We start from the raw sequence: 24,302 nt of genomic DNA, 5'->3' as shown, positions 1-24,302 counted from the left end.
GAACCTTCTATTCAACACTTCTCACATGTGGTAGACTGATAAAATAATAAAAGGGGAAGGGGATTAGGATGGCTGACAAAGAGGCATTAGACAGAGCAACAGGTAACACCGAAGTATCAAAATTACATTTCCATTTTGGCGCATTCGGCGCAGCAGTCCCTTTATTGTTTTTTGTAATATGGGCAATTACTACTAGCGTGCTGCAACTTTCATCAGAAATTGGCTTAGTGCTAGGTGCGGTAATTGGTTTAACATTAGGTCTTTTATTATCCAAGAGTAAGTGGGAAGATTATGCTCAAGGTATGTTTGACGGCTTAGCCCAGCCAATTGGTGTTATTGCAATGGTAGCTTGGTTTTATGCAGGTATGTTTGCTCAAGTTCTCCAAGTTGGAGGACTTGTTGAAGGGTTAGTATGGATTGGGGCATCAATAGGGGTGACGGGTGGCTTATTTGTGGCATTGACCTTCTTGCTGGCTGCTACTTTTTCTACTGCAGTTGGGACAGGTTATGGTACAACGGTAGCCTTCTGTACACTTATGTTCCCAGCTGGAGTGGCAGTGGAAGCAGACCCTGTCATGCTGTTTGCAGCTATTCTTGCTGGTGCAGTTTTTGGAGATAACCTAGCACCTGTGTCTGATACAACTATCGTGTCTGCAACTACACAAGAGGCAGATGTTCCTGGAGTGGTTCGTAGTAGGTTCAAGTATGCAATCGGTGCAGCAATCCCCACCGTCATCTTATTTGGTTTATTCGGTGGAGGGGAAAATGCAGTTGCTGACCAAGCTGCAGTTCAGGCGATGATGGAGCAGACAAATCCGAGTGGACTTTTCATGCTTGTGCCTTTCGCGCTTGTACTAATACTAGCGCTTTCCGGCCAGCATTTGATTACTTCTTTAACATGGGGGATTATAGCAGCAATTCCGTTGATTTTGTTGCTGAATCTTGGTTCTATGCGTGATATCCTTTGGTTTAATCCAGACTCAGATAGTATTGTAGAAGGTGCTTTAGTAGAAGGAATATCCGGTTATGTGAATATGGCTATTCTTATATTGCTCATTGTTACTGCCGCTCATTTACTCAAGCTTGGTGGAACAATGAAAGTAATCACAAAAGTCCTTGTAAGGTGGATTGGAAAATCAATCCGAAAAGCTGAAGTTTCTATTTGGGGAATTGTTGCACTGATGAACAGTGCGATTACGATTAATACAGCAGCTGAAATAGCAGCAGCTCCATTTGTGAAAGAACTTGGCGAGAAATACCGGATCCATCGTTATAGAAGAGCAAATATGCTGGATGCTGTTACTTCTGCGTTGGGGTATATATTTCCGTGGGGGGCGCCAGTTTTATTAGGCTGGGGGACAATACAGACCATGAAGGAGACATATGACTGGTTACCAGTTGTCTCTCCAACAGAGGTATTCCCTTTCGTCTTTCAAGGTTGGTTCCTCGTGATCGTCATGCTTATAGCTGCCTTAACAGGCTGGGGACTACGATACGAAGGGAAAAATGGTGAAGAAGTAAAGGAAAGACCATCGGAATAATATTTTAAAAGGATGAAGAGCCTTGAAGGATTCTTCATCCTTTTATTAACAAGTAAAAAATATGTGAAGGGGTGGAGGTATGAAACCAGATATTGCGTATCGGCAACCAAAGTCGATTTTAAATAGGGGAAATGGTTATCTGTCTGGCTATACTCATTCACTTAACCCTTATGCTGGTTGTGCTTTTGGTTGTTCATTCTGCTATGTTCGGAAGCTTCCTGTTTCTCTATTTAAAGGAAGGGATTGGGGAACATGGGTGGATGTAAAACAAGAAGCGGAAAAGGTTTTAAGAAAAGAAATGATCAGGGAAAAGAAAAAGGGTGAAGTGACTATTTTTATGTCTTCGAGCACGGATCCATATCAGCCTGTAGAACGTAAGGAAAGGATCACGAGATTTTTACTTGAGACAATGGTAGAGAACCCACCAGACTTTCTTTTCGTACAAACGAGAAGCCCGCTTGTTAGACGGGATATAGATTTATTAAAGCAATTTGGAGACAAGCTACGTGTCAGTATGACGATAGAAACAGATGATGATGCAATCCGCAAGCAATTCTCCCCTAAAGCCCCACAGGTTTCCTCCCGTCTAAATGCATTGGAAGATTTAAAAAGGCATGGAATACGAACACAGGCTGCAATCGCTCCTGTCTTACCAAGTACCGAAAAATTCCCATCTCTTTTAAAGGGGATTGCCGACCGCGTATGCATTGATGATTTTTACATGGGTGATGGTAGCGGCGGGAAGAGAACGGAACGATTAGGTGTCTTTGAATTATTTGATGAAATCGGTAAAGAAAATTGGACAGTAGATACAGCTTATAGAATCGTAGAGAACAGGATGTATGAAGTCTTTGCTAAAGAACAGGTGTTGATTAGTCAGGATGGCTTTGCGCCATACTAAATATAAAGCACTTAATAAAGAGAAACGGGCTGTTATTTGGCTTGTTTCCTTTTTTATACTCGTTAACTGAAGTCGGCCCTGCTTTTCCCCTTTTAATTAGAGCGCTCCTTTCTGCCGAATAGAATCCCTAAAGTAAGTACAGACAAAATCGGAGCGAGTGCAACCAGTGCTACCATACCAAACCCGTCAAGCAATGGATTCGTCTCCCCTATTTCACCAGCAAGCCCGACAAACATAGACAGAATGAACGTAGCTGTCATCGGACCTGTTGCCACACCGCCTGCATCAAAAGCAATAGAGATAAATGCCTTAGAGGAATAGCACAGCATAAGGAAGGCTGCGGCATAGCCTGGTATTAGAAACACCCAAAGGGACATGCCAATGATTAAACGAAGCATTGCCAATGCGACAGAAACACCTACGCCAATAGATATAGTGTATAATAGCCCCTTTTGTGGGATGTATCCACCAGAAGCTTTTTCTACCTGGTGTAATAATACATGAACTGCTGGCTCCGCATAGGCAGAAAAGAAACCTAATAGAAATCCAATGGGAAGAAGTAACCAAATAATATCGAGGGCTCCAAGTTCTGACCCGACTAGCCTGCCAATAGGCAAAAATCCAAGATACACACCTTGAAGGAACAAGGAGAGGCCGAAAAAGGTGAAAAGAAAGCCTATTAAAATAGGAAGAATCTTTCTTAGTGGCAGCTGGAAAAGTTGCACCTGGAAGATGAAAAATATAAACAACAAAGGAGCAAGTGCAGCTCCGACCTCTAGCATCGTTTGCCCAAACCCCTGGAATAGTTGAGAGATCATCCGTATATCACTCCTAATAATAGTACGGCGATAATTGGCCCAATCGAAGCAAGTGCCACAAGCCCGAATGCATCCTTGGAAACCGTATTTCTTTTCATCACAGAGGCCACACCTACGCCTAGTGCCATAATAAATGGCACGGTCATAGGACCTGTCGTTACACCCCCTGCATCAAAGGAAATAGGGATGTAAGAAGGAGGGGTAAAGGAAGCAAGCAGAAATACGATGCTGTAACCAGCTATTAAAAGGATTACGAAGTTCAATTGGAAAATAATACGGAGAATTGCAAGGCTGATGAATATCCCAACCCCAAGCGATACAGATAAAAGTAGAACGGCTTTTGGGATTGTCCCTCCTGATACAAGGTCAACCTGTGATGAAAGGACTCGCACATCAGGCTCGGCAATCGTTACTACAATCCCAAGTAAAAAACCGACCCATACCACCACCCACACCTTATTCGTTCTAGGTAAGGCAGAACCAATCATTTCTCCAACAGGAAGTAGACTCATATTAACTCCTAGCAAAAAGAGAACCAATCCGGCTCCTATAATAAGCACACCAAAAAGAAATGGCATAAATTGTGTAACTGGAAGCTGAATAATAAATAATTGCAACAACAGTATAACAATGGTGATAGGTAGAATAGAGAGCAGCACTTCTTTAATAGTCTCCTTCATCGTACCCTCCTCCCGTCTGGAAAATCACATATAAAGAGAATTCATTTGGTGAAGGGTTTCTCCTCTCCCGCACAAATGTTAGTTGAACGAATCGACCTTTACTGTCAGTTGATCGCCCACTTAGAATGCTTAATAGCTTCCCGCATTCTGGAATTGGTGGTTTTACTGCCAGTTAAGATGGGATAAAAATCCGGCAATTCTATTTATATTCGTGGACAAGTAATATATTACTCTCTAAGGCTTTGAAAACATTTACTAGGTATTTATTTTTTCATAAATTGGCTATTAACGGTTGAATATTTATTCTAAATAATGCATAATAATTCAAAAGAGATTTCAGGCAAAGGGAGTGTTGGAAAAGTGGGCAAGGAGAAAATTGTTTTAGCATATTCAGGTGGTTTAGATACATCGGTGGCTGTTAAATGGCTACAGGATAAGTATAATTACGATGTGATTGCTGTTGCGTTAGATGTTGGGGAAGGGAAAGATTTAGATTTTGTAAAGGAAAAAGCATTAAATGTAGGTGCCATTAAGTCCTATGTAATTGATGCAAAAGAGCTATTTGCCAACCAGTTCGTACTACCTGCATTAAAATCCAATTTGCTTTATGAAGGGAAGTATCCTTTAATTTCCGCACTATCACGTCCATTAATCGCCAAGGTTTTAGTGAATATTGCGGAAAAAGAAGGAGCAGTTGCTGTAGCCCATGGATGTACTGGAAAAGGGAACGACCAGGTCCGCTTTGATGTAGCGTTCACGGCGTTAAACCCAAATCTGAAAATTGTTGCACCTGTCCGTGAATGGGCGATGTCAAGAGAAGAAGAGTTAAAATACGCCAAGGAAAACGGAATTCCAGTGCCCATTGACGTGGATAATCCGTTCAGCATTGATCAGAATTTATGGGGACGGAGCAATGAGTGCGGAATACTGGAAGATCCATGGGTAGAAGCACCTGAGGAAGCGTATGACTTAACGGCTAACCCTGTCGATGCACCAGATCACCCAGAAACAATCCAGATAACATTTGAGGAAGGGACTCCAGTGTCACTTGATGGGGAGGCATTATCCTTAGATAAGCTTATTCTTAAGTTAAATGAAATAGCGGGAAAGCATGGCGTTGGACGTATCGACCATGTTGAGAATCGCCTTGTGGGTATAAAATCAAGGGAGATTTATGAGGCCCCGGCAGCGCTAACGCTTATTGCTGCCCATCAAGAGCTTGAAGCACTCACTCTTCCAAGAGAAGTAGCGCAGTTTAAACCACTAATTGAACAAAAGCTGGCACAAACGGTCTATGATGGACTTTGGTATTCACCGTTAACAAATGCTTTAACGGCGTTTATTGAACAGACACAAACGCATGTATCCGGCACAGTGAAAGTGAAGCTGTATAAAGGTCATGCGAAAGTGGTCGGACGTGAATCTGCACAGTCTCTATATGACTTTGACTTGGCAACATATAATGCTGAGGATGCTTTCGATCATGAAGCAGCGCTTGGTTTTATAAAACTTTGGGGATTACCAACGAAGGTTCATTCTACTGTAAACCAAACCTATGCCAACAAGGATGAAGCGATTGAAAAGGCAATTTTGGACGTTAAAGAAGCTGTTAAACCATGAAACTATGGGGAGGGAGATTCACCAAGCCAACGAACCAGCTAGTAGATGAATATACAGCTTCTATCCATTTTGATAAAAAGCTTGCAACCTATGATATAAAAGGGTCAATCGCCCATGTCGCAATGCTTGCGAAATGTGAGATTATTAGTGTAGACGATGCAAATGAGATTACGGCAGGACTAACTGCAGTTATGGAAAAAATTAATAACGGAGAAGCAGTTTTAAGTGAAGAACATGAAGACATTCATATGAATGTAGAAAAACTGCTTATTGATGAAATTGGCACCATTGGAGGCAAACTTCATACAGGCAGAAGCCGAAATGACCAAGTAGCTCTGGACATGCGGCTCTACCTGCGTGATGCTTTATTGGATATTAGTCAATTAGTGGCTACCTTGCAAGAGGCGTTATTAAAGCAGGCAAAGGAAAATAAGGAAACGGTTCTACCAGGCTATACCCATTTACAGCGAGCACAGCCTGTTCTGTTTGCCCACCATATGTTGGCCTATGTTTTTATGTTGCAGCGTGATGTGGAACGGCTTGGGGACAGCTGGAAACGTGTCAACAAATCTCCGCTTGGTGCTGGTGCGCTGGCTGGAACGACTTTTGCGATTGACCGTCAGTTTGTTGCAGATGAATTAGGTTTTAATGGAATATGCGAAAATAGCCTTGATGCGGTGAGCGATAGAGATTTTGTTGTTGAGTTTCTTGGAAATGCAGCCCTTATTTCCACTCACTTATCAAGGCTTTGCGAAGAGCTTGTGCAATGGTCCAGTGCTGAATTTAATTTTATTGAGTTGGATGATGCTTTTTGTACAGGTAGCAGCATGATGCCACAAAAGAAAAACCCCGATGTAGCGGAACTTGTGCGAGGTAAAACAGGGCGTGTCTATGGAAACCTTATTGGCATGCTGACAACACTTAAAGGCCTTCCATTAGCCTACAATAAAGATATGCAGGAGGATAAGGAAGGGATGTTTGATACCGTGGAGACCTTAAAAGGGGCGCTCGCCTTATTTGCCCCCATGATGGAGACCATGGACGTGAAGCAGGAAAACATGTATGAAGCTGTACGGAATGATTTTTCCAATGCGACAGATTTAGCCGATTATCTCGTTGGGAAAGGAATGGCCTTTCGGGAATCGCATGCAGTCGTGGGAGAGATTGTGCTCCATTGTATTCAGAAAAACAAGTACCTGCTGGATATGACGTTGCAGGAAATCAAAGGGTTTTCTTCTATTATAGAAGAGGATGTTTTTGCTTACCTAACACCTGAGGCAGTGGTAAATGCACGTAATGTCGCAGGCGGAACAGCATTAATTCGTGTGGAAGAACAAATTACAATCGTGGAAAAGAATTTAAAAGAAACAGAACATCGACTTGCCAGGTGGGCGAAACAAATTGAACCATTAAGCTAATATTAAATCTTTGTAAGGTTCTGTTATAACGAAGGGCTTCTGCTTTCTTTTCAATCGCCCTGTATGCTAAACTAAAGAAAATTAATAATTACTGACTCTCAAAGGGGAGTAGCGGGTGGAAAAGGTTAGCCCTTTCCATAATAAAGTCGTCATTCCATGGCTTTTGCCATCGGCTTTATTGACAGTGAAATGTTCAGCGAGACCTTTGCCTTTTTACGGGCAAAGGTCTCGCTTTTTTCATATATGTTTTCTAACTAGGCGAAACAATTCGTCATTATTTTTCGTAAGTCGTAAATACTAATGGCAGGAAGGAAGATAGGATGAAATATTATCAACAGAAACCTGAAGATGTCATAGATCAATTAAATACTTCAGAAAATGGGTTAAGTAGCTCAGACGTGAAACAAAGACTGGAGGAGCATGGGTACAACGAAATTGAAGAAAAAGAAAAGGATCCAATCTGGAAGCTTTTTTTAGAAACATTTAAGGATTCTATGGTTATTGTTTTGCTTGTAGCGGCTGGAATTCAGCTTGTATTAGGTGAAGTAATTGAGTCACTTATTATTTTCCTTGTACTCTTAATTAATTCTGTTATTAGTGTGGTACAAACGCGAAAAGCAGAAGGTTCTTTGGAAGCTTTACGAAGTATGTCTGCTCCCGTCGCTCAGGTAATTCGAGATGATACGAAGCAGACTATCCCTGCTCGTGAGTTAGTGCCAGGAGATGTCGTTTTCTTAGAAGCAGGCGACTATGTACCTGCAGATGGAAGAGTCCTGGAGAGCGGTTCTTTAAAAGTCGATGAAGGAATGCTCACAGGAGAATCCGAAGCAGTCGAAAAAGAAACGAAGATGATTGAGGAAGAGGTAGCACTTGGGGATCGCAAAAACATGGTTTTCAGTAGCTCCTTAATTGTATATGGCCGTGGTACCTTTGTAGTGACGGGTACAGGTAAGGAAACGGAAATTGGTAAAATCGCTGGTATGATCGAAACGGCTGAGGAAAAGCAGACTCCACTCCAGCGGAAGCTAGACAGTTTTAGTAAAAAGCTTGGTATCGGAATTCTTCTACTATGTATTGTCATTTTTGCTGTTCAAGTCGGTAGAATCTGGTTTGGTGATAGTGATGCAGATACAACGACCGCGATTATAAATGCACTAATGTTCTCTGTCGCAATAGCGGTAGCGGCAATACCAGAGGCGCTTTCTTCGATTGTTACCATTGTCCTTTCTGTTGGTACGAATAAAATGGCTAGGCAGCATGCGATTATTCGGAAGTTGCCTGCTGTAGAAACGTTAGGATCCACAAGCGTTATTTGTACAGATAAGACAGGGACTTTAACACAAAATAAAATGACGGTAATGGATCACTATTTACCTGGTAAGGAAAATGCGGAGCTTCCAGACGATACAGAGAACTGGGATGAAGCACAAAAACTACTCCTTTACACAGCAGTCCTGTGTAATGATTCCTATATCAATGAAGAAGGACAAGAAATTGGGGATCCAACAGAAGTAGCGTTAATCCATTTCGCCAATAAAGTATTTGGAGATTATGAAGATATCCGTAAAGCTTATGATCGAGAAGAGGAGCTTCCATTTGATTCTGACAGAAAATTAATGTCTACTGTCTATACCATTGACGGGAAAAAGCGCATGTTAATTAAAGGTGGACCAGATGTCATGTTTGAGCGTGCGTCTTATATACTTCTTGACGGGGAAGAAAAGCCATTGACAGATGAGCTTTTAGAGGAGTTTAAAAAGGCTAATGAGCGCTTTTCTGAACAAGCTCTTCGCGTTTTGGCATATGGGTATAAGCCGCTGGGAGAAGAGGCAGTTCCGATTAGTCACGAAGATGAAAAAGAATTTGTTCTAGTTGGTTTGACAGCAATGATGGATCCACCACGTGAGGCAGTTTATGGATCGATTGAGGAATCGAAAAAAGCAGGTATTCGCACAGTCATGATAACTGGTGATCATAAAACAACAGCACAAGCAATTGGCAGGGATATTGGCTTGATGGACCAAGATGATATTGCTGTAACGGGTCAAGAGCTAGATGCTATGTCTGAAGCAGAACTGGAAGAAAAATTAGAGAATATTTCAGTTTATGCGAGGGTTTCGCCAGAGAATAAAATTCGTATTGTAAGAGCCTGGCAGAAACGCAATAGCATTACAGCTATGACGGGTGATGGTGTAAACGACGCTCCAGCTTTAAAACAGGCAGACATTGGGATTGCAATGGGAAGTGGGACAGACGTCGCAAAAGATTCCTCAGCCATGATTTTAACGGATGACAACTTTGTCTCTATCGTTAATGCAGTGGGTGTAGGACGTACCGTATTTGATAATATTAAAAAAGCAATTGGCTATTTGTTTGCTGGAAACCTTGGAGCAATCATTGCAATTTTGTTTGCTGTTATTTTTAACTGGGCAAACCCATTCACTGCCCTGCAGCTATTGTTTATCAATCTTGTAAATGACTCCTTGCCAGCTATTGCCCTTGGAATGGAAAAGTCAGAGCCTGATGTGATGAAACGGAAGCCACGTAATATTGAGGAAGGTATTTTCTCTGGAGGCACGACGCGAGCAGTTCTGACAAGAGGTATTCTAATTGGTATAGCGGTTATCATTTCACATTATATCGGTTTACAACATTCCGATGAAATGGGTGTTGCTATGGCATTTACGACACTGATTCTGGCAAGATCTCTCCAGACATTTGCTGCACGATCTAATACGCAAACAGCGTTCGGGGCTGGTTTCTTTAGTAATAAATATGTCCTCGGTGCTGTAGCACTTTGTTTAGTGCTTTATACAATCACTGTACTGCCATTTGCCAGAGATGTATTCTCTATACCAGAAACCTTTGGCTTACAGGATTGGGCAATTGCAGCAGGCTTATCCGTAGCTGCAGTAATTTTAATGGAAATGCTTAAAAAGCTTTTGTATGTTCTTCAGAAAAAATAAGGTGAAAAAGGTGAGCAGTTGCATACACTGCTCACCTTTTGTTCTGCTATAATAGGCTTATTGTTCTTAAATGGAGTGTGCTTCATCATGTTAAATATCGGAAAAATAATACTTCACACGCTCGTATTAGTTGGATTTTATCAGATTGGCGTCTTTATCCAGAAAACCTTTCATCTGTTTGTACCTGGCAGTGTAATTGGAATGATATTGCTCTTTATACTATTGTCTCTAAAAGTGGTAAAGGTTACGTGGATAGAAAATGGGGCGCGCTTTATCGTGGATAATCTCGCGCTTTTTTTTATTCCTGTTACAGTTGGCGTGTTAGAATACTATCATGTATTTGCAGGGAAAGGTGCATTATTAATCGTAATAGCTTTAGTTAGCACCATGCTCGTTATGGGATTATCAGGTGCAACAAGTCAATGGCTAGTTAGACGGAGGGCGAAAGAGCATGATTGAGCTTATCATTGGTTTACTAGCTATAGTCGGCACTTGTCTCGCCTATATTCTATCAGTTCGTCTGCATGCAAAATGGAATGTTACGATTACTGCACCTGTCATCATCGCTACTATTCTCATTATTTGTGTGTTACTAGTCTTTCAGATTCCGTACGAAACATATATGATCGGGGGACAATGGATCGATCATTTATTGGGCCCTGCGGTCGTTGCATTAGCATATCCTTTATACAGTCAACGTGAGACTTTAAGGAAATTGTTGATTCCATTATTAGTTGGGACATCGCTTGGAGCTGTAGTAGGAATCTCTTCTGGTGTGTTAATGGCAAAGTGGGCGAAATTTGACGAATCGCTTATCTATGCGCTAAGTCCAAAGTCGGTCACCACCCCTGTTGCGATGGCGGTTACGGAAACATTGGGAGGCATTATCCCGCTTGCTGCAGTGTTTGTTATGTTTGCAGGGATTGGTGGTGTGATGCTCCATAATCTGGTATTCCGCTTGTTTAGGTTGGATCACTACCTTGGAAGAGGTGTTGGCATGGGAAGTGCTTCCCATGCTATCGGATCAGCAACACTAATGGAGAATAGTCAATTAGAAGGATCAGTCAGCACTGTCGCAATGGTCATAAGTGCGATTGTCGTATCCGTGATCGCTCCAGCGCTAGTTTCCCTGTTGCTATCGTAAATAAAAACCCAAGTCTATTATTGACTTGGGTTTTGTGTTTAAAAGAATTGCTACGGTAATCGTAATTTCTAGTGACGTTTATTCAACCATAACACACCAGACTTAGCGAGCCTTGGGAGTAGTCCTGTCATAGGCTTTTGCATCATATTCCCAAAACCATCTGATTTCCCCAATGATCCAAGGGTTCCCTTAAGTTTAATTTCCTTCGGTTTCTTTGGTTCTTTGTCACGTAGCACAGCATACAACACCTCTGCAATTTGCTCCCCTTGTTGGCCGGCGAGCTGAGCACTTGGAGAGTACTCGGAAGATGCGCAATCCCCGACGACATATACATTAGGATAATCAGGCACTTGATAATAATCATTCAGGATGACTTTTTCCTGTGTATCCTTTTTAAAGGGAAGCTCTCTGACAAGGTAGTTCGGTTGTACACCAGCTGTCCAAATCGTCACATCGTTGACATAGCATACGCCATTATTGCAAACCCCGTCTTTTTCTACATACTCCACACTGGCATGATGCAGCACGTCCACATCATTCTTGATAAACCATTCTGAAACGTATTCTTGAATTTTTGGATCAAACGCTTTCAAAACGGAAGCTCCGCGGTCAAGTAAGCGAATATTTAAGTCTGGCCTACTTTCTCTAATCTCTGAAGCTACTTCAATTCCACTTAATCCAGCGCCTACTACGGATACTTTTCCGTATGCTTTTAGGTTACAAACAGCAAGCCCGGTTTTCCTTGCCTTTTCAAAAGTTTGCACACTATGTGTGAATTCTTCTGCTCCTTCAATGCCATGATAATTGTCCTCGCAGCCAAGGCCGATTACTAAATAATCATAGAAAAGAATTTTACTGGAATCTTGGAATTGAATCTGCTCATTTTCAGTATCAATTTTTTTAATTTCTCCATAAACATAATGGACGCGATGATCATCTGGGAAACTCAAACGTACGTCCTTCTCTGCAGATGTTCCAGCAGCTATCGTGTAGAACTCTGTTTTTATAGAATGATATGGATTTCTATCGACTAGGGTGATTTCCAACGAATCTGGTAACTGTTGCTGCAATAGTCCGAGAATTACCTTTAAACCACCATACCCTCCACCTAATACTACCAAACGCTTCATAACAAAACCCCATCTCTGAAAAAAGAATAATGATGTCTATGTCTATTTTAGCGAAGATGCAACCATCTGTCACCAGAAGACTGAATTCTCCACAAATCGACATATGCTTTATGCTATACTACGAAAAAAAGGAGGGGTTCCGATGGGAGAAAAAGCAACGATAGCTATTCAGGATACATATGATGAAAAATATTCATGGTGCTACGGGTGTGGAAGGCTAAATGAGCAAGGGTTACAGATTAAGACAAGGTGGGAAGGAGAAAAGACGAAAACAACCTACCTTCCGCGACCGGAGCATATGGCGATACCCGGTTTTGTGTACGGTGGGCTAATTGCATCTATCATCGATTGCCATGGTACCGCATCTGCGGCAATGGCATTGCATCGTAAAAACGGTTTTGAGCCAAGTGAAGGGCCAGAGCCTCCAAGGTTTGTTACGGCCTCTTTAAACATTGACTATGTAAAGCCAACCCCACAGGATGTTCCCCTAACCTTAATCGGTACAATAGAGGAGATTCATCCTAAAAAGTGGCGGGTCATCACAGAACTATTTGCACAAGATACTCGTTGCGCAAGGGGAGAAGTTATTGCGGCAGTTATGCCTAAGACGTTTATGAAGTCAGAAAATTAATTACGTTTGAGGGAAGGATGTTAACGTGCGTTTTCCGTTTGCAGATATATCATTATGGCGAAAAAGAAGCAAGGCAGGCATCGGTTCAACATTAGCAGGAGTAATTGCCTTATTGTTTCAGGCATATCGTGGTTTTCCGTTGCATGATACCTTGGATTATACGTATCTAATAGTAAGCTTTTTGCCAATCCTAATAGGGGTTCTGCAGTATATAAACAACGTAGCAATGCCTAGAAGGGATTACATTATCATGGATGAGGGTGAAATTTCTATTTACCGGGCCTTTTTTCTCCCGCGTAAAAAAATCCCTTTAGAAAATATAGAAAGGTATATACCGGTAAGCACGCTTATTATTTTAAGGTTAAAGGATGGGCGGGAGCACCAATTTAATACAGATTGGCTTTCGAAAGAGTCGATCAGGGAAATTCGTGTCTTTCTTTCCGAAGTTACAGAGAAAAAGCGACATTATGGATGACTAACTTTGGCGTTTTCCCAGGCTATCATGAATAAGCTGTACCTACTTTCCATTAGTCCTTCTTAGTGACAAGGCTAGTTAAATCACGTATAATTACTCTTTCAAACGATGTTTAAAAGAGGAGTATTACATGACGAAAACAAATGCGCTTCCGTTTACTGTTGGAAAAACCGACAACTTCTTTGACCGACTAGGGGACTATGTTGGAGATGTATTCTATGATATCCTCCCGGAAAAGGGCTATGAGCTACGGGATGAACAAATATATATGGCCTTTCAGCTTGAACAGGCTTTTAAAAATAAACGTACCATTTTTGCTGAAGCGGGTGTAGGTACAGGGAAAACTTTCGTTTACTTACTATACGCAATTTGCTATGCGAGATATAGAAGAAAGCCAGCTATTATCTCTTGTGCGGACGAGACCCTGATTGAACAGCTTGTTAAAAAGGGCGGCGATATTGAAAAGCTTGAAGAAGCACTAGGTCTCAATATCGATGTTCGACTTGCAAAGGCAAGAGAAAACTACGTCTGTATGAAAAAGCTGGACCCAATTGCCAACCGAACCGATGACGAAGATATTCTTCGTGTCCATGATGAAATTCCTGATTTTGTGTTTGATACAGGAGCATCCATGCAATCCTTTGAACGCTACGGGGATCGCAAGGAATATCCATGGGTGCCAAACGAAAAATGGGAAGCAATTGCTTGGGATCAATTACAGCAGTGCTCTACTTGTGAATGGCGCCACAGAAGTGGGCAAACATTGAACAGGGAATATTATCGCCATGCCCAGGATTTAATCATTTGCTCGCATGACTTTTATATGGAGCATATTTGGACGAAGGACTCGCGCAAACGGGAAGGGCAAATGCCTCTTCTTCCAGAGGCAAGCTGTGTCGTGTTTGATGAAGGTCACTTGTTAGAATTTGCTGCCCAAAAAGGGCTCACTTATCGTTTTAATTTCCAGGCATTAAGCAAGGTGTTAACAGGATACATGGGCCAGGATGTACGCGAAGAATCTCTTCATCTAATTGAAGAAATATTAGGCTTAAATGATGATTGGTTTGACCTTCTTGAGGAGAGCGCTGTGCCGGTTCAAGGCTCTGAACGCCATGAGATAACTCTTACAAAGGGGTTAAAAACACTCGCTGAAAAGCTCCATTCCAACGTACAGGAATTACTAGAACAACTAGTGTTTGATGCGGAGCTTTTCACCATTGAAGACTACCATATTAAAATTATGGAAGAATATTTAGAGTTTTTCTCTTACGGTTTATCCATCTTACTGCAAGATGATGAAGGCATATACTGGCTCGAGAAGACGGATAACGAAACAAGTCTTGTCATTATGCCACGATTAGTAGAGGAAGTATTACGGAAAGAAGTATTTTCCCAAAACATACCGTTCGTCTTTTCTTCTGCCACTCTTTCACAAGGAGAGGACTTTACGTATTTAGCCGATAGTCTTGGGATCCAGTCATATGATTCCTTCTCTGTCAATTCGCCATTCGATTATGAGCAACAAATGCAAATATATAACGATATGGAAACAGATAAACAAGCGAAATACGAATCCATTTATAAAAAAATGATGGACAATAACGGCAAGACGCTAGTTCTGTTTGCTTCAGCCCAGGAAATGAAAGATTTCCGTAACTGGGCAGACGATAAAACCTGGGAATTCTCTGTTTTGTATGAAGGTGATAGAGAAATCAGTGAAACTGTCAAAGCCTTTCAGCTTGATGAGTCAGCTGTACTCTGTGCCTACCATCTATGGGAAGGTCTAGATGTACCAGGTGAAGCATTAACCCAAGTCATCATTGCTTCCCTGCCATTCCCGCCGAAGGATCCGGTTTTCCAAGCAAAACGGAAGCACGTGGAAAATCCTCAAACAGAGGTGGATGAACCATATATGTTACTTCGCTTACGCCAGGGAATAGGTCGTCTGATTCGGACAAGCACCGATCATGGAAGTATTCATATCTGGATGACAGAAGAAGAAAAAAAGGCCTATTTTGCAGCCATACAAAAGGTAGTTCCTGTGAAAATTGTATAGATTATAAGCCACGCTTGGTTGCGTGGCTTTTTATATGGGATAAAGTCACACTTCGTAAAAGTGAAACATCCCGGGGCAAAAGTGAAACGTCGCGACCCCAAAGTGAAACCACCAAGCCAAAAATTGAAACCATCCGCATGTAAATCCCTGCAACAGCTAAAAATAAGAAAAAAAGGAGGCGGTTCTCGCTATGAATCAAGCAGTATTTTTAGATCGAGATGGTGTCATTAATGAAGTTTTAACGGAAAGGGTAAAGTTTGTAAATAAGCCTCAGGATTTTTATTTGCTAGAAGGGGCAGGAGAAGGAATATACCTGCTGCAACAAGCTGGGTATAAGATTTTTGTTGTGACCAATCAAGGTGGGGTTGGCCTTGGTTACATGAAAGAAAAAATGCTACATAGCGTGCATGATGAGATGCAGAAGAAATTGCGCTCTTATAACGCGCATATAGATGCGATTGCCTATTGCCCACATAAACCTCATGAGAATTGTCCTTGCCGAAAACCAAAACCACAAATGATCCACGATTTAGCAGAAGCTTGGGATATTGATCTTACGCAGAGCTTTATGATTGGAGATCGGGAGCCAGACATTGTGGCAGGCAAACAGGCTGGTACAAAAACAATTCTAGTAGGCGCTCGGGATCAGGATAAGGTAGAAGCTGATCTTGTATTTGAGGATCTGTTAGAGGCTGCTACGTATATAACTAGCCAGATTGAAATATAAATGCACAAATGTCCTGCTGCCATACTTTGCATTTATGGACCGAACAGAAGTAGCTGAAAAGCGTGATGTATCCTAAAAACATGACACTTGTCATATATGCCTCTTGACGTTTATGACTTATAAGAACTTACGAAAAATCTTATACTAGTAATAAGAAAAAGTTCGTTATCTAAACGTAGGAGGCTATTATGAGTAAACAAAAACAGGCACAGTTAAGAAACAGTGTAAAAGCTTATACAGGTGCGGATCGTAGGGCTAGTATTATACAGCTATTAAACACGGTACTTCCATTCTTGCTGTTGTGGTTTCTTGCTTATCAAAGCCTAGCTGTTTCTGTCTGGCTTTCTATCGCACTTGCTGTCATCGCATCAGGCTTTGTTATTCGGATCTTTATTATTTTTCATGATTGTACACATGGATCGTTCTTCAATGGGAGTAGGGCGAACCGAATTGTTGGCACCATTACGGGAATTATTACCCTGTTTGCATTTGAAAAGTGGAAGAGAAGCCATGCCATTCACCATGCAACAAGTAGTAATTTGGATAAGCGTGGTACTGGTGATGTATGGGTGATGACCGTAGAAGAGTATAAAGCAGCCTCTTTTTGGGGGAGACTGGCATATCGTTTATACCGTAATCCGTTAGTGATGTTTGGTTTAGGGCCGATTTATTTGTTCCTTATCTCGAATCGATTTAATCGAAAAGGCGCACGTAAAAAGGAACGTATGAATACGTACCTAATCAATGCCTCGATCGTGTTGATTTATGGTTTATTAATTTGGGCAATTGGCTGGCAGGCTTTCTTAATCATCCAGCTACCTATTCTATTTATTTCCGGGTCCCTCGGCATTTGGCTTTTTTATGTGCAACACCAGTTTGAGGATTCCTATTTTGAAAATGAGGAAGAGTGGGATTATGTAAAAGCTGCTGTTGACGGTAGCTCCTATTATAAATTGCCAAAGGTGATGCAGTGGCTTACAGGGAACATTGGATATCACCATGTTCATCATCTTAGCCCAAGGGTGCCAAACTATCGTTTGGAAGAAGCTCACGAATCCACGCCACCATTACAAAAGGCGACAACGATTACATTACGAACTAGCTTACAATCCATTCGTTTTCGTTTATATGATGAGGCGACAAAGTCATTCGTTAGCTTTAAAGAAGTGAAAGCATTATTAAAGAATCCAAAGAGCAATTTGAAGTTAAACACGGGCAAGACAAGCTTTCAAGAAGAATAATAACAAAGCCCTTCAAGGTATCTTGGAGGGTTTTGCTTTTTACATTTATAAGATAATATAGAGAAAACAACGTAAAGAGGTGGCATTCATGCAAAACTGGTATCATATTTTTCCGAAAAACACAGGGTTAAGTGCGTTTGCATGGCTTGTGTTTTGTTTGCTTCCTTTTTACTTTATATTTCGGTCGACATCCCTTCTAGAAACATTATTAGGAATTACAATGATCGTGCTTTTTTTTGCGACATACCGCCTTTCCTTTATTAAAAAAGGCTGGACGGTATATGTCTCGATCTCTATAGAAATGGCAATTAGTATTGGCATGACCCTATATTTTGGGTATGTCTATTTTTCGTTGTTTCTAGCCTTTTATATAGGAAACATTGAAAATAGAGCAGGCTTTATCGTCTTATATATTGTTCACATGGTAACAACGGTCTCTGCTGTTAGTATTGGATTTATTACGGAAAGTCCGCAGTTTATCAACCAGACTCCGTTTATTGTTATTAGTGTTATTGGCGTGATCCTTCTCCCACTTACGCTAAATAGTCGGAACAAACGGGAAAAGCTGGAAAAGAAACTGGAGGATGCGAATCAAACAATATCAAGATTAATGGTAATAGAAGAGCGCCAGCGGATTGCCAGAGATCTTCATGATACACTCGGCCAGAAGCTTTCCCTTATCGGCTTGAAAAGTGATTTGGCAGGAAAGATAATCAAGCATGATCCAGAAACAGCGAAAAAGGAAGTAGAGGATATTAATCAAACGGCGCGCCTGGCCCTTAAAGAGGTACGGGAGATGGTGTCAGATATGAAGCACGCTAAATTGAAGGATGAAGTTGTACATGCCAGTCATATTTTAGAAGCTGCTGGTATTTCTTTTCAAATAGAAGGGCAAGACAATGGGGAGGAGATGCCGCTTTTAGTGGAGAACATCCTTGGCATGTGTCTGAAGGAAGCTGTTACAAATGTAGTGAAGCACAGTAAGGCCACTGTTTGCCGGGTTGACATTAGCAATAGCCCAAGCGAACAAAAACTTGTTGTCCAAGACAATGGAGTAGGTGCTGTAGAGACAAAGGATATACGTAAGGGGAATGGCCTCCAAGGAATAAAGGAAAGGTTGGATTTTGTAAATGGGAACTTAGCCATTGACACATCGAATGGGACAACCTTAACGATAAAAATTCCTAAGGTCATCCAACAAAAGGGCAAGGAGGGGCTGAAATGATTAGGATTGTTATTGCAGAGGACCAAGGAATGCTGCTTGGCGCCCTAGGCTCCTTGCTTAGCTTAGAAGAAGATATGGAAGTGATTGGGAAGGCCAAAAATGGAGAAGAGGCAATTCAAATGGTGAAAAGCCTCCAGCCGGAAATTTGTATTATGGACATTGAGATGCCTATAAAAAGCGGGCTTGATGCAGCAGAAAACTTAAAAGACGAGCCTTGTCAGGTCATCATCCTTACTACCTTCGCGCGTAATGGGTATTTCCAGCGTGCACGAAATGCTAATGTGAGCGGTTATTTATTAAAGGATAGTCCGAGTGAGGAGTTGGCAGCTGCTATTCGGACGATCATGGACGGAAGAAAAGTATATGCCCCAGAATTAATCGATATGGCTTATCGGGAAGAAAGTCCTTTAACAGAACGCGAGGAACAGGTGATTAAGCTGATTGCTGATGGAAAAACGACAAAGGATATTGCCAAGGAACTCTATTTGACAAATGGAACAGTGCGGAATTACGTGTCGGTGATTTTAGATAAATTGGGTGTTAGCAACCGGATTGAAGCAATCTCTAAATTTAAGGAGCAAGGCTGGTTTTAACTTGATGGGTGGCTTTGAAATAAAAAAGCCTCCTCTTTGAAAAGAGAAGACTTTGGATAGCTTAAGAAAGACGGCGAATACGTTCATCAAGCTGTGGGTGTGTTGAGAAAATGCTTGATTTACGTTTTCCGTTAATCTTTAATGTAGCAACAGATGTGTCATCATTGCGTACACGGTTAGCGTATGCTTTTAAGGATTCAAGCGCATGTTTCATTTTATCTTTACCAGCAAGGTCTGCGCCTCCACGGTCCGCATGGTATTCCCGGTGACGCGAGTAGGCGAAAACAACAAGACTTCCTAACACAGAGAAGACAAGCTGGAATAAAATAATAGCAAGGAAGTGAACGATTGGTGCAAGATCTTCCTTAACAAACCTTGATACAATAAATGCAGCAATTCGTGCAAGGAATACAACAAAGGTGTTGACCACCCCTTGCAAGAGTGTCATCGTAACCATATCTCCATTCGCAACGTGAGCCACCTCATGTGCAATAACGCCTTCAATCGCATCGTCATCCATCTCATGAAGTAATCCAGTTGAAACAGCAACAAGAGAACGTTTTTTCGAAGGACCTGTAGCAAAGGCGTTTACTTCAGGAGAATCATAAATCCCTACTTCCGGCATATGCATAAGTCCAGCCGCTCTTGAAAGGCGGTGTACCTTTTCCACAACCTCACGTTCTTCCCCGGATAAAGCGCCATTTGGATCAAGCACGCGCACATTCATCATTTTCTTAGCCATCCATCTTGACATGGCTAATGAAATAAAGGATCCTGTGAAACCGATAATGGCACTAAATATAAGCAATGTTCCAAATTGGATCGTGCCATCAGGACCAATATAGTTCCAAGTGCCAGGTATTAGAGTAAAAATAATCGAAATCGTTGCCAAAACCAAAATGTTGGTTAGTAAAAAGTAAAAAATTCGCTTACCCACGTCCTCACCCTTTATAATAGTTTTTGAGATTTTCTTTTCATTGCTTGTGAAGCATTCACATATGTCTATTATATCCTCTGGGGAATAAGGAATCAACAAATAGCCAACTTTAAGTGGTTAGTTTCTCCTAATACTTACTTATTATAAGTTTGTTATTTGACGTCACTGTTTTTCTCTATTACAATAATGACGTAAAGTTGCCAGCTTATAAAGATAGATTTGCATAAATTATTAGTTCAAGTAAAAAATATAAGCTGGATACATTACAAAAAACTAAAATAATCAGGCAAAAGGAGATAGAGCAATGGCAGTAAAATTAGCAGTAATTTACTATAGTTCTACTGGAACAAATTATCAATTAGCCAAATGGGCTGAGGAAGCTGGGAAGGAAGCAGGCGCAGAGGTGCGAGTAGTAAAAGCACCAGAATTAGCACCTGAAGCAGCAATAGCTTCAAACCCTGCATGGAAAGAGCATTATGAAGCAACAAAGGATGTTCCAGAAGCAACTTCTGATGATATTGAATGGGCGGACGCTATTATTTTCAGCATGCCGACTCGTTTTGGAAACGTACCATCCCAAATGAAACAATACATTGACTCCCAAGGAGGACTTTGGGCTACAGGAAAAACAGTTAATAAAGCTGTCAGTGTTATGGTTTCAGCTTCTAACGCACATGGTGGACAGGAAGCAACAGCACTTTCATTTTATACAACCATGATGCACTGGGGCGCGATTATTGTACCACCAGGATACACAGATGATTCTGTTGCACCTGCTGGTGGGAACCCTTATGGCACTAGCGTTACACAAGGCCAAGACGGAAAAATGGTTGAAAACGTGGAGCCAGCTGTTAAGCACCAGGCGAAACGCACAGTTGAAGTTGCTGCAAAATTGAATTCCTAATTTGGAGAGAAGAGGCTGGGACAAAACCCGGTAAAAGTAACTATCCGCCCGTAAAACGGGCGGTTTTAGTTTCGCCCTATAAGGGCACTTTACCAACGAGGCCCCTAAAGGGGCTTCGAAATTGACCGTCAACCGTTTATATTCCTATCTATTTTTTAAATGGATCGACGTATTCACGTTTACTCATGTTGTCTCGTAGTCTATCCTCAGATTCCTGTTCACGAATGTACTTTGCCACCGTTTTTTGATTGAGCCCCACTGTACTGACATAGTAACCTTTTGCCCAAAATGTGCGGTTCCCATGGTTGTACTTTAGGTTTGCATGTCTGTCGTGAATCATTAAAGAGCTTTTACCTTTTAAGTAACCCATAAAGTAAGATACTGACATCTTTGGTGGTATTTTCACCAGCATATGGATGTGGTCGGGCATGGCATGAGCCTCGATAATTTCTACATCTTTCATCTCACATAAACGCCTTAAGATCACCCCGATGTCTCTTCTTAATTTGCCATAAATTACTTTCCTTCTATACTTGGGTATAAAGACTATGTGATACTTACAATTCCATCGGGTGTGTGATAAACTATTGTCACTCGACATGAGTAGATCTCCTTTCTGTATATAGAGTCGGTTTGACGGCCAACTCTATTATACCGAAAGGAGTTTTTTCTGTTACAACTCTACAAGTTGAATTCTCACACAGGCAGAGCCTGTGGTTTTAAAACCAGTAATAAAAAAGTGGTACTTCCCCTCTGGGGAGCACCACTTTTTTTGAATTTATGTACGCAAAAAGGATACCTTCTGGTAAAGTTAAAGTACCACACCAAAACAGAACCGGAGGTATCCCTTATGTTTAAACATTATACCATGAATCAAGTCATTTTGCCTTTAGATTTAGAAATGAAACTTCAAGAAAATGATATAGCCTACGCAGTTAATCATGTTGTGGAGAGTATTCCAGAGGATTCATTTGCGGAGTTTTTCCGTGAAACAGGATGCCCTGCATATCATCCAAGGATGATGATGAAGGTTATCTTATGTGCCTATACGCAGTCTGTTTTTTCTGGCAGAAAAATAGAGGGGTTACTCAAAGACAGTGTACGTATGATGTGGTTAGCACAAGGCTATGAACCGAGTTATCGTACCATTAATCGATTTCGTGTGCATCCGGAAGTAAAAGAATTATTACGTCAGTGTTTCGTCCTATTTCGTTGTCAACTTGTGGAAGAGAAGATGATTGAAGAAGAGGCCATTTTTATTGATGGTACGAAGATAGAGGCGAATGCAAATAAGTTCACCTTTGTGTGGAAAAAATCCATTGAAAAATACAGCACCGATTTAATAAAGAAGTCGAATCAACTGTATGAGGAATTACTGGAAAAGGAAATTATCCCTGAAATAGAAAGGGAAAGTTCCGATGAACTTTCAACGGAAGAACTCAGTGAAGTGGTAAAAAAACTAGATGAAGAAGTAAAAAAATATGATGAAGAAATCGAGAAGAGTGAAGAAGCGAAAGAACGCAAACAACTTCGTTCCGAGCGAAAAGAACCCAAGCAATACCGTAAACAATTCCAAGACTTTGAAGCTCGTAAACACAAATATCAAAAAGATATGGAAATCTTTGGCGATCGCAATAGTTATTCAAAGACGGATCATGATGCCACTTTTATGCGAATGAAAGATGACTATATGAAAAATGGCCAACTTAAAGCAGGTTATAATGTACAAATTGCGACCGAAGGTCAATACACATTAGCCTATGATGTATTTCCAAATCCTACGGATACTCGCACATTTATTCCTTTCCTCGATAATATTGAAGATAGGTATTTTAAGTTACCCAAGTATATTGTTGCTGACGCGGGTTACGGTAGTGAACAAAATTACAGTAATGTACTCCATCGAGAAAAGATGCCACTCATTACGTATAATACCTATCGGAAGGAAAAGAAAAAGAAATATAAAACAAATCCTTTTCATGTATCCAACTGGGAGTATGATTCAGACGGAGACTTTTTTACTTGTCCAAACGGAAAGAAGGTAGCTTTTCAATACCTATCAAATCGAAAGGATAAAACCGGGTTCAAACGAACCTTTCGTGTCTATGAATGCGAAGATTGCTCTGGGTGTCCATTACGCGATCAGTGTACCAAAGCAAAAGAGAATCGGAAAATTTACTACAATGCTCATTGGGAACAACAAAAAGAATATATAAGAGAGCAGCTTTCAAAAGAAGAAACGGGAGAAATCTATGGGAAACGTAAAATAGATGTGGAACCTGTCTTCGGATTTCTGAAGGCTAATTTGCGTTTCACTCGAATGTCGGTGAGAGGCAAATCGAAAGTGGAAAATGAGTTAGGATTTGCATTAATGGCGGTGAACATAAGAAAATACACCGCCACCATGCAACATACAAGCCCAAACTCTAACAAAAAAGATTCCAGCTATCATTTTTTGATAACTGGAATCTTTTTTACTTACTTAAGGCTAGTTATGTCCCAGCCCCTTTTCGTTATTTCAGGTGTTACAAGGTTTATTTATGGTTTAGTGAACTTGGGATCATAATGATTGATTGGGAAAGCATTGCAATCGACCAAGCGAGCGGCTCAATCGACTGTGTTAGCATTGCAATCGACCAAGCGAACGGTTTAATCGACTGAGTTAGCATTGCAATCAACCAAGCGGGCTGCCCAATCGACCATGCTAGCATTGCAATCAACCAAGTGAGCGATTTAATCGACTGAGTTAGCATTGCAATCAACCAAGCGGGCTGCCCAATCGACCATGCTAGCATTGCAATCAACCAAGCGAGCAGTCCAATCGACCATGCTAGCATTGCAATCAACCAAGCGAGCAGCCCAATCGACCATGCTAGCATTGCAATCAACCAAGCGGGCTGTCCAATCGACCATGCTAGCATTGCAATCAACCAAGCGAGCGGTTCAATCGACCATGCTAACATTGCAATCAACCAAGCGAGCGGTTCAATCGACCATGCTAGCCGTGCAATCAACCAAACGAGCAGTCCAATCGACCATGCTAGCATTGCAATCAACCAAACGAGCAGTCCAATCGACCATTTCAGCCGAGCAATCAACCAAGTGAGCGGTTCAATCGACCATGCTAGCATTGCAATCAACCAAACGAGCGGTCCAATCGACCATGCTAGCCGAGCAATCAACCAAGCGAGCGGTTCAATCGACCATTTCAGCCGAGCAATCAACCAAACGAGCAGTCCAACCACCACACCCCCGGAAAATATACAAATTACCTTCTTCTCCTTTTTGTAATTCC

At 41.4% G+C, this 24,302-nt stretch carries 22 protein-coding genes and 1 riboswitch; of the genes, 16 read left to right on the top strand and 6 right to left on the bottom strand.

Translation table 11 applies throughout. The features are described 5' to 3' along the window. The first annotated feature begins 68 nt into the window (after positions 1-68). Positions 69-1,541: a Na+/H+ antiporter NhaC family protein gene (locus LG273_RS17535; RefSeq protein ID WP_404456131.1), complete on the top strand. Its 1,473-nt coding sequence runs from the start codon at positions 69-71 to the stop codon at positions 1,539-1,541. Positions 1,542-1,620: 79 nt separating this feature from the next. Next, on the top strand, positions 1,621-2,442 hold the full coding sequence (locus LG273_RS17530; protein WP_404456128.1) for an SPL family radical SAM protein: 822 nt from the start codon (positions 1,621-1,623) through the stop codon (positions 2,440-2,442). Between the two features lie 92 nt (positions 2,443-2,534). Here LG273_RS17530 and LG273_RS17525 read toward each other — a convergent pair whose 3' ends face one another. Beyond that, complete coding sequence (locus LG273_RS17525) at positions 2,535-3,260, bottom strand: DUF1538 domain-containing protein (protein ID WP_404456126.1); 726 nt, start codon at positions 3,258-3,260, stop codon at positions 2,535-2,537. Continuing rightward, on the bottom strand, positions 3,257-3,940 hold the full coding sequence (locus LG273_RS17520; protein ID WP_404456123.1) for a DUF1538 domain-containing protein: 684 nt from the start codon (positions 3,938-3,940) through the stop codon (positions 3,257-3,259). Before LG273_RS17520 ends, LG273_RS17525 begins: the two co-directional genes overlap by 4 nt. 360 nt (positions 3,941-4,300) lie before the next feature. Between LG273_RS17520 and LG273_RS17515 the strand changes: the two genes are divergently transcribed. The 5 genes from LG273_RS17515 to LG273_RS17495 all read left to right on the top strand — a co-directional run bounded on the left by LG273_RS17515 (position 4,301) and on the right by LG273_RS17495 (position 11,088). Further along, entirely contained in the window at positions 4,301-5,560 is a 1,260-nt protein-coding gene (locus LG273_RS17515; RefSeq protein WP_404459579.1) for an argininosuccinate synthase, read from the top strand. Next, the gene (argH, locus tag LG273_RS17510) at positions 5,557-6,978 is read left to right on the top strand and encodes an argininosuccinate lyase (RefSeq protein ID WP_404456120.1); all 1,422 of its coding nucleotides are present in this window, start codon (positions 5,557-5,559) and stop codon (positions 6,976-6,978) included. Before LG273_RS17515 ends, argH begins: the two co-directional genes overlap by 4 nt. A gap of 91 nt (positions 6,979-7,069) precedes the next feature. Then, positions 7,070-7,172: riboswitch (yybP-ykoY riboswitch) on the top strand. A 126-nt stretch (positions 7,173-7,298) separates the two neighbouring features. After that, complete coding sequence (locus LG273_RS17505; RefSeq protein ID WP_404456118.1) at positions 7,299-9,944, top strand: cation-translocating P-type ATPase; 2,646 nt, start codon at positions 7,299-7,301, stop codon at positions 9,942-9,944. Positions 9,945-10,031: 87 nt separating this feature from the next. Further along, a complete protein-coding gene (locus LG273_RS17500) occupies positions 10,032-10,403 on the top strand; it encodes a CidA/LrgA family protein (protein ID WP_379562562.1) in 372 nt (123 codons plus the stop codon). Next, the gene (locus LG273_RS17495; protein ID WP_404456115.1) at positions 10,396-11,088 is read left to right on the top strand and encodes an LrgB family protein; all 693 of its coding nucleotides are present in this window, start codon (positions 10,396-10,398) and stop codon (positions 11,086-11,088) included. The genes LG273_RS17500 and LG273_RS17495 overlap by 8 nt, the downstream gene beginning before the upstream one ends. Positions 11,089-11,156: 68 nt before the next feature. Here the strand turns inward: LG273_RS17495 and LG273_RS17490 are convergent, their stop codons facing one another. Further along, complete coding sequence (locus LG273_RS17490; RefSeq protein ID WP_404456112.1) at positions 11,157-12,218, bottom strand: NAD(P)/FAD-dependent oxidoreductase; 1,062 nt, start codon at positions 12,216-12,218, stop codon at positions 11,157-11,159. Between the two features lie 142 nt (positions 12,219-12,360). Here LG273_RS17490 and LG273_RS17485 point away from each other — a divergent pair, with 142 nt between their 5' ends. The 7 genes from LG273_RS17485 (at position 12,361) to LG273_RS17455 (ending at position 19,166) form a co-directional block, all read left to right on the top strand. Continuing rightward, positions 12,361-12,849, top strand: coding sequence for a PaaI family thioesterase (locus LG273_RS17485; protein WP_404456109.1), 489 nt, complete (start codon positions 12,361-12,363; stop codon positions 12,847-12,849). Positions 12,850-12,874: 25 nt separating this feature from the next. Next, positions 12,875-13,324 (top strand): hypothetical protein, encoded by a 450-nt coding sequence (locus tag LG273_RS17480; protein ID WP_404456106.1) that lies wholly within the window; start codon positions 12,875-12,877, stop codon positions 13,322-13,324. A gap of 130 nt (positions 13,325-13,454) precedes the next feature. Further along, positions 13,455-15,380: an ATP-dependent DNA helicase gene (locus LG273_RS17475; protein WP_404456104.1), complete on the top strand. Its 1,926-nt coding sequence runs from the start codon at positions 13,455-13,457 to the stop codon at positions 15,378-15,380. Positions 15,381-15,570: 190 nt separating this feature from the next. After that, positions 15,571-16,107 carry a D-glycero-alpha-D-manno-heptose-1,7-bisphosphate 7-phosphatase gene (locus LG273_RS17470; RefSeq protein ID WP_379562556.1) on the top strand — a complete coding sequence of 179 codons (537 nt, stop codon included), beginning with the start codon at positions 15,571-15,573 and terminating at the stop codon, positions 16,105-16,107. A 188-nt stretch (positions 16,108-16,295) separates the two neighbouring features. Next, positions 16,296-17,348, top strand: a complete 1,053-nt coding sequence (locus tag LG273_RS17465; protein WP_404456101.1) for a fatty acid desaturase — start codon at positions 16,296-16,298, stop codon at positions 17,346-17,348. Positions 17,349-17,436: 88 nt separating this feature from the next. Continuing rightward, a complete protein-coding gene (locus tag LG273_RS17460) occupies positions 17,437-18,573 on the top strand; it encodes a sensor histidine kinase (RefSeq protein WP_404456098.1) in 1,137 nt (378 codons plus the stop codon). Beyond that, positions 18,570-19,166, top strand: a complete 597-nt coding sequence (locus LG273_RS17455) for a response regulator (RefSeq protein WP_404456095.1) — start codon at positions 18,570-18,572, stop codon at positions 19,164-19,166. The genes LG273_RS17460 and LG273_RS17455 overlap by 4 nt, the downstream gene beginning before the upstream one ends. A 61-nt stretch (positions 19,167-19,227) precedes the next feature. Here LG273_RS17455 and htpX read toward each other — a convergent pair whose 3' ends face one another. Beyond that, entirely contained in the window at positions 19,228-20,103 is an 876-nt protein-coding gene (gene htpX / locus LG273_RS17450) for a protease HtpX (RefSeq protein WP_379562552.1), read from the bottom strand. 304 nt (positions 20,104-20,407) lie between these two features. On the opposite strand from htpX, the gene wrbA reads away from it, so the two are divergent. Beyond that, positions 20,408-21,007, top strand: a complete 600-nt coding sequence (gene wrbA, locus LG273_RS17445; RefSeq protein ID WP_379562551.1) for an NAD(P)H:quinone oxidoreductase — start codon at positions 20,408-20,410, stop codon at positions 21,005-21,007. Positions 21,008-21,155: 148 nt separating this feature from the next. On the opposite strand, the gene tnpA is transcribed toward wrbA, so the two are convergent. Further along, a complete protein-coding gene (tnpA, locus tag LG273_RS17440) occupies positions 21,156-21,608 on the bottom strand; it encodes an IS200/IS605 family transposase (protein WP_238020934.1) in 453 nt (150 codons plus the stop codon). A 249-nt stretch (positions 21,609-21,857) separates the two neighbouring features. On the opposite strand from tnpA, the gene LG273_RS17435 reads away from it, so the two are divergent. Further along, complete coding sequence (locus LG273_RS17435) at positions 21,858-23,573, top strand: IS1182 family transposase (protein ID WP_404456090.1); 1,716 nt, start codon at positions 21,858-21,860, stop codon at positions 23,571-23,573. On the opposite strand, the gene LG273_RS17430 is transcribed toward LG273_RS17435, so the two are convergent. Continuing rightward, the gene (locus tag LG273_RS17430; protein ID WP_404456087.1) at positions 23,542-24,255 is read right to left on the bottom strand and encodes a hypothetical protein; all 714 of its coding nucleotides are present in this window, start codon (positions 24,253-24,255) and stop codon (positions 23,542-23,544) included. The genes LG273_RS17435 and LG273_RS17430 overlap by 32 nt on opposite strands. Between the last annotated feature and the right edge of the window lie 47 nt (positions 24,256-24,302).

The sequence above is a fragment of the Oceanobacillus kapialis genome, assembly GCF_044790185.1.
Taxonomy (GTDB): domain Bacteria; phylum Bacillota; class Bacilli; order Bacillales; family Amphibacillaceae; genus Oceanobacillus_B; species Oceanobacillus_B kapialis.
Note: the sequence above shows the minus strand (reverse complement) of the source record. Positions and strands in the feature narration are given on the sequence as shown.

Excerpts from the sequence above, each read along its gene's own strand:
- LG273_RS17535 (WP_404456131.1), top strand. The coding sequence starts at position 69 with ATGGCTGACAAAGAGGCATTAGACAGAGCAACAGGTAACACCGAAGTA.
- LG273_RS17530 (WP_404456128.1), top strand. The coding sequence starts at position 1,621 with ATGAAACCAGATATTGCGTATCGGCAACCAAAGTCGATTTTAAATAGG.
- LG273_RS17525 (WP_404456126.1), bottom strand. The coding sequence starts at position 3,260 with ATGATCTCTCAACTATTCCAGGGGTTTGGGCAAACGATGCTAGAGGTC.
- LG273_RS17520 (WP_404456123.1), bottom strand. The coding sequence starts at position 3,940 with ATGAAGGAGACTATTAAAGAAGTGCTGCTCTCTATTCTACCTATCACC.
- argH (WP_404456120.1), top strand. The coding sequence starts at position 5,557 with ATGAAACTATGGGGAGGGAGATTCACCAAGCCAACGAACCAGCTAGTA.
- LG273_RS17505 (WP_404456118.1), top strand. The coding sequence starts at position 7,299 with ATGAAATATTATCAACAGAAACCTGAAGATGTCATAGATCAATTAAAT.
- LG273_RS17500 (WP_379562562.1), top strand. The coding sequence starts at position 10,032 with ATGTTAAATATCGGAAAAATAATACTTCACACGCTCGTATTAGTTGGA.
- LG273_RS17495 (WP_404456115.1), top strand. The coding sequence starts at position 10,396 with ATGATTGAGCTTATCATTGGTTTACTAGCTATAGTCGGCACTTGTCTC.
- LG273_RS17490 (WP_404456112.1), bottom strand. The coding sequence starts at position 12,218 with ATGAAGCGTTTGGTAGTATTAGGTGGAGGGTATGGTGGTTTAAAGGTA.
- LG273_RS17485 (WP_404456109.1), top strand. The coding sequence starts at position 12,361 with ATGGGAGAAAAAGCAACGATAGCTATTCAGGATACATATGATGAAAAA.
- LG273_RS17475 (WP_404456104.1), top strand. The coding sequence starts at position 13,455 with ATGACGAAAACAAATGCGCTTCCGTTTACTGTTGGAAAAACCGACAAC.
- LG273_RS17470 (WP_379562556.1), top strand. The coding sequence starts at position 15,571 with ATGAATCAAGCAGTATTTTTAGATCGAGATGGTGTCATTAATGAAGTT.
- LG273_RS17465 (WP_404456101.1), top strand. The coding sequence starts at position 16,296 with ATGAGTAAACAAAAACAGGCACAGTTAAGAAACAGTGTAAAAGCTTAT.
- LG273_RS17460 (WP_404456098.1), top strand. The coding sequence starts at position 17,437 with ATGCAAAACTGGTATCATATTTTTCCGAAAAACACAGGGTTAAGTGCG.
- LG273_RS17455 (WP_404456095.1), top strand. The coding sequence starts at position 18,570 with ATGATTAGGATTGTTATTGCAGAGGACCAAGGAATGCTGCTTGGCGCC.
- wrbA (WP_379562551.1), top strand. The coding sequence starts at position 20,408 with ATGGCAGTAAAATTAGCAGTAATTTACTATAGTTCTACTGGAACAAAT.
- tnpA (WP_238020934.1), bottom strand. The coding sequence starts at position 21,608 with ATGTCGAGTGACAATAGTTTATCACACACCCGATGGAATTGTAAGTAT.
- LG273_RS17435 (WP_404456090.1), top strand. The coding sequence starts at position 21,858 with ATGTTTAAACATTATACCATGAATCAAGTCATTTTGCCTTTAGATTTA.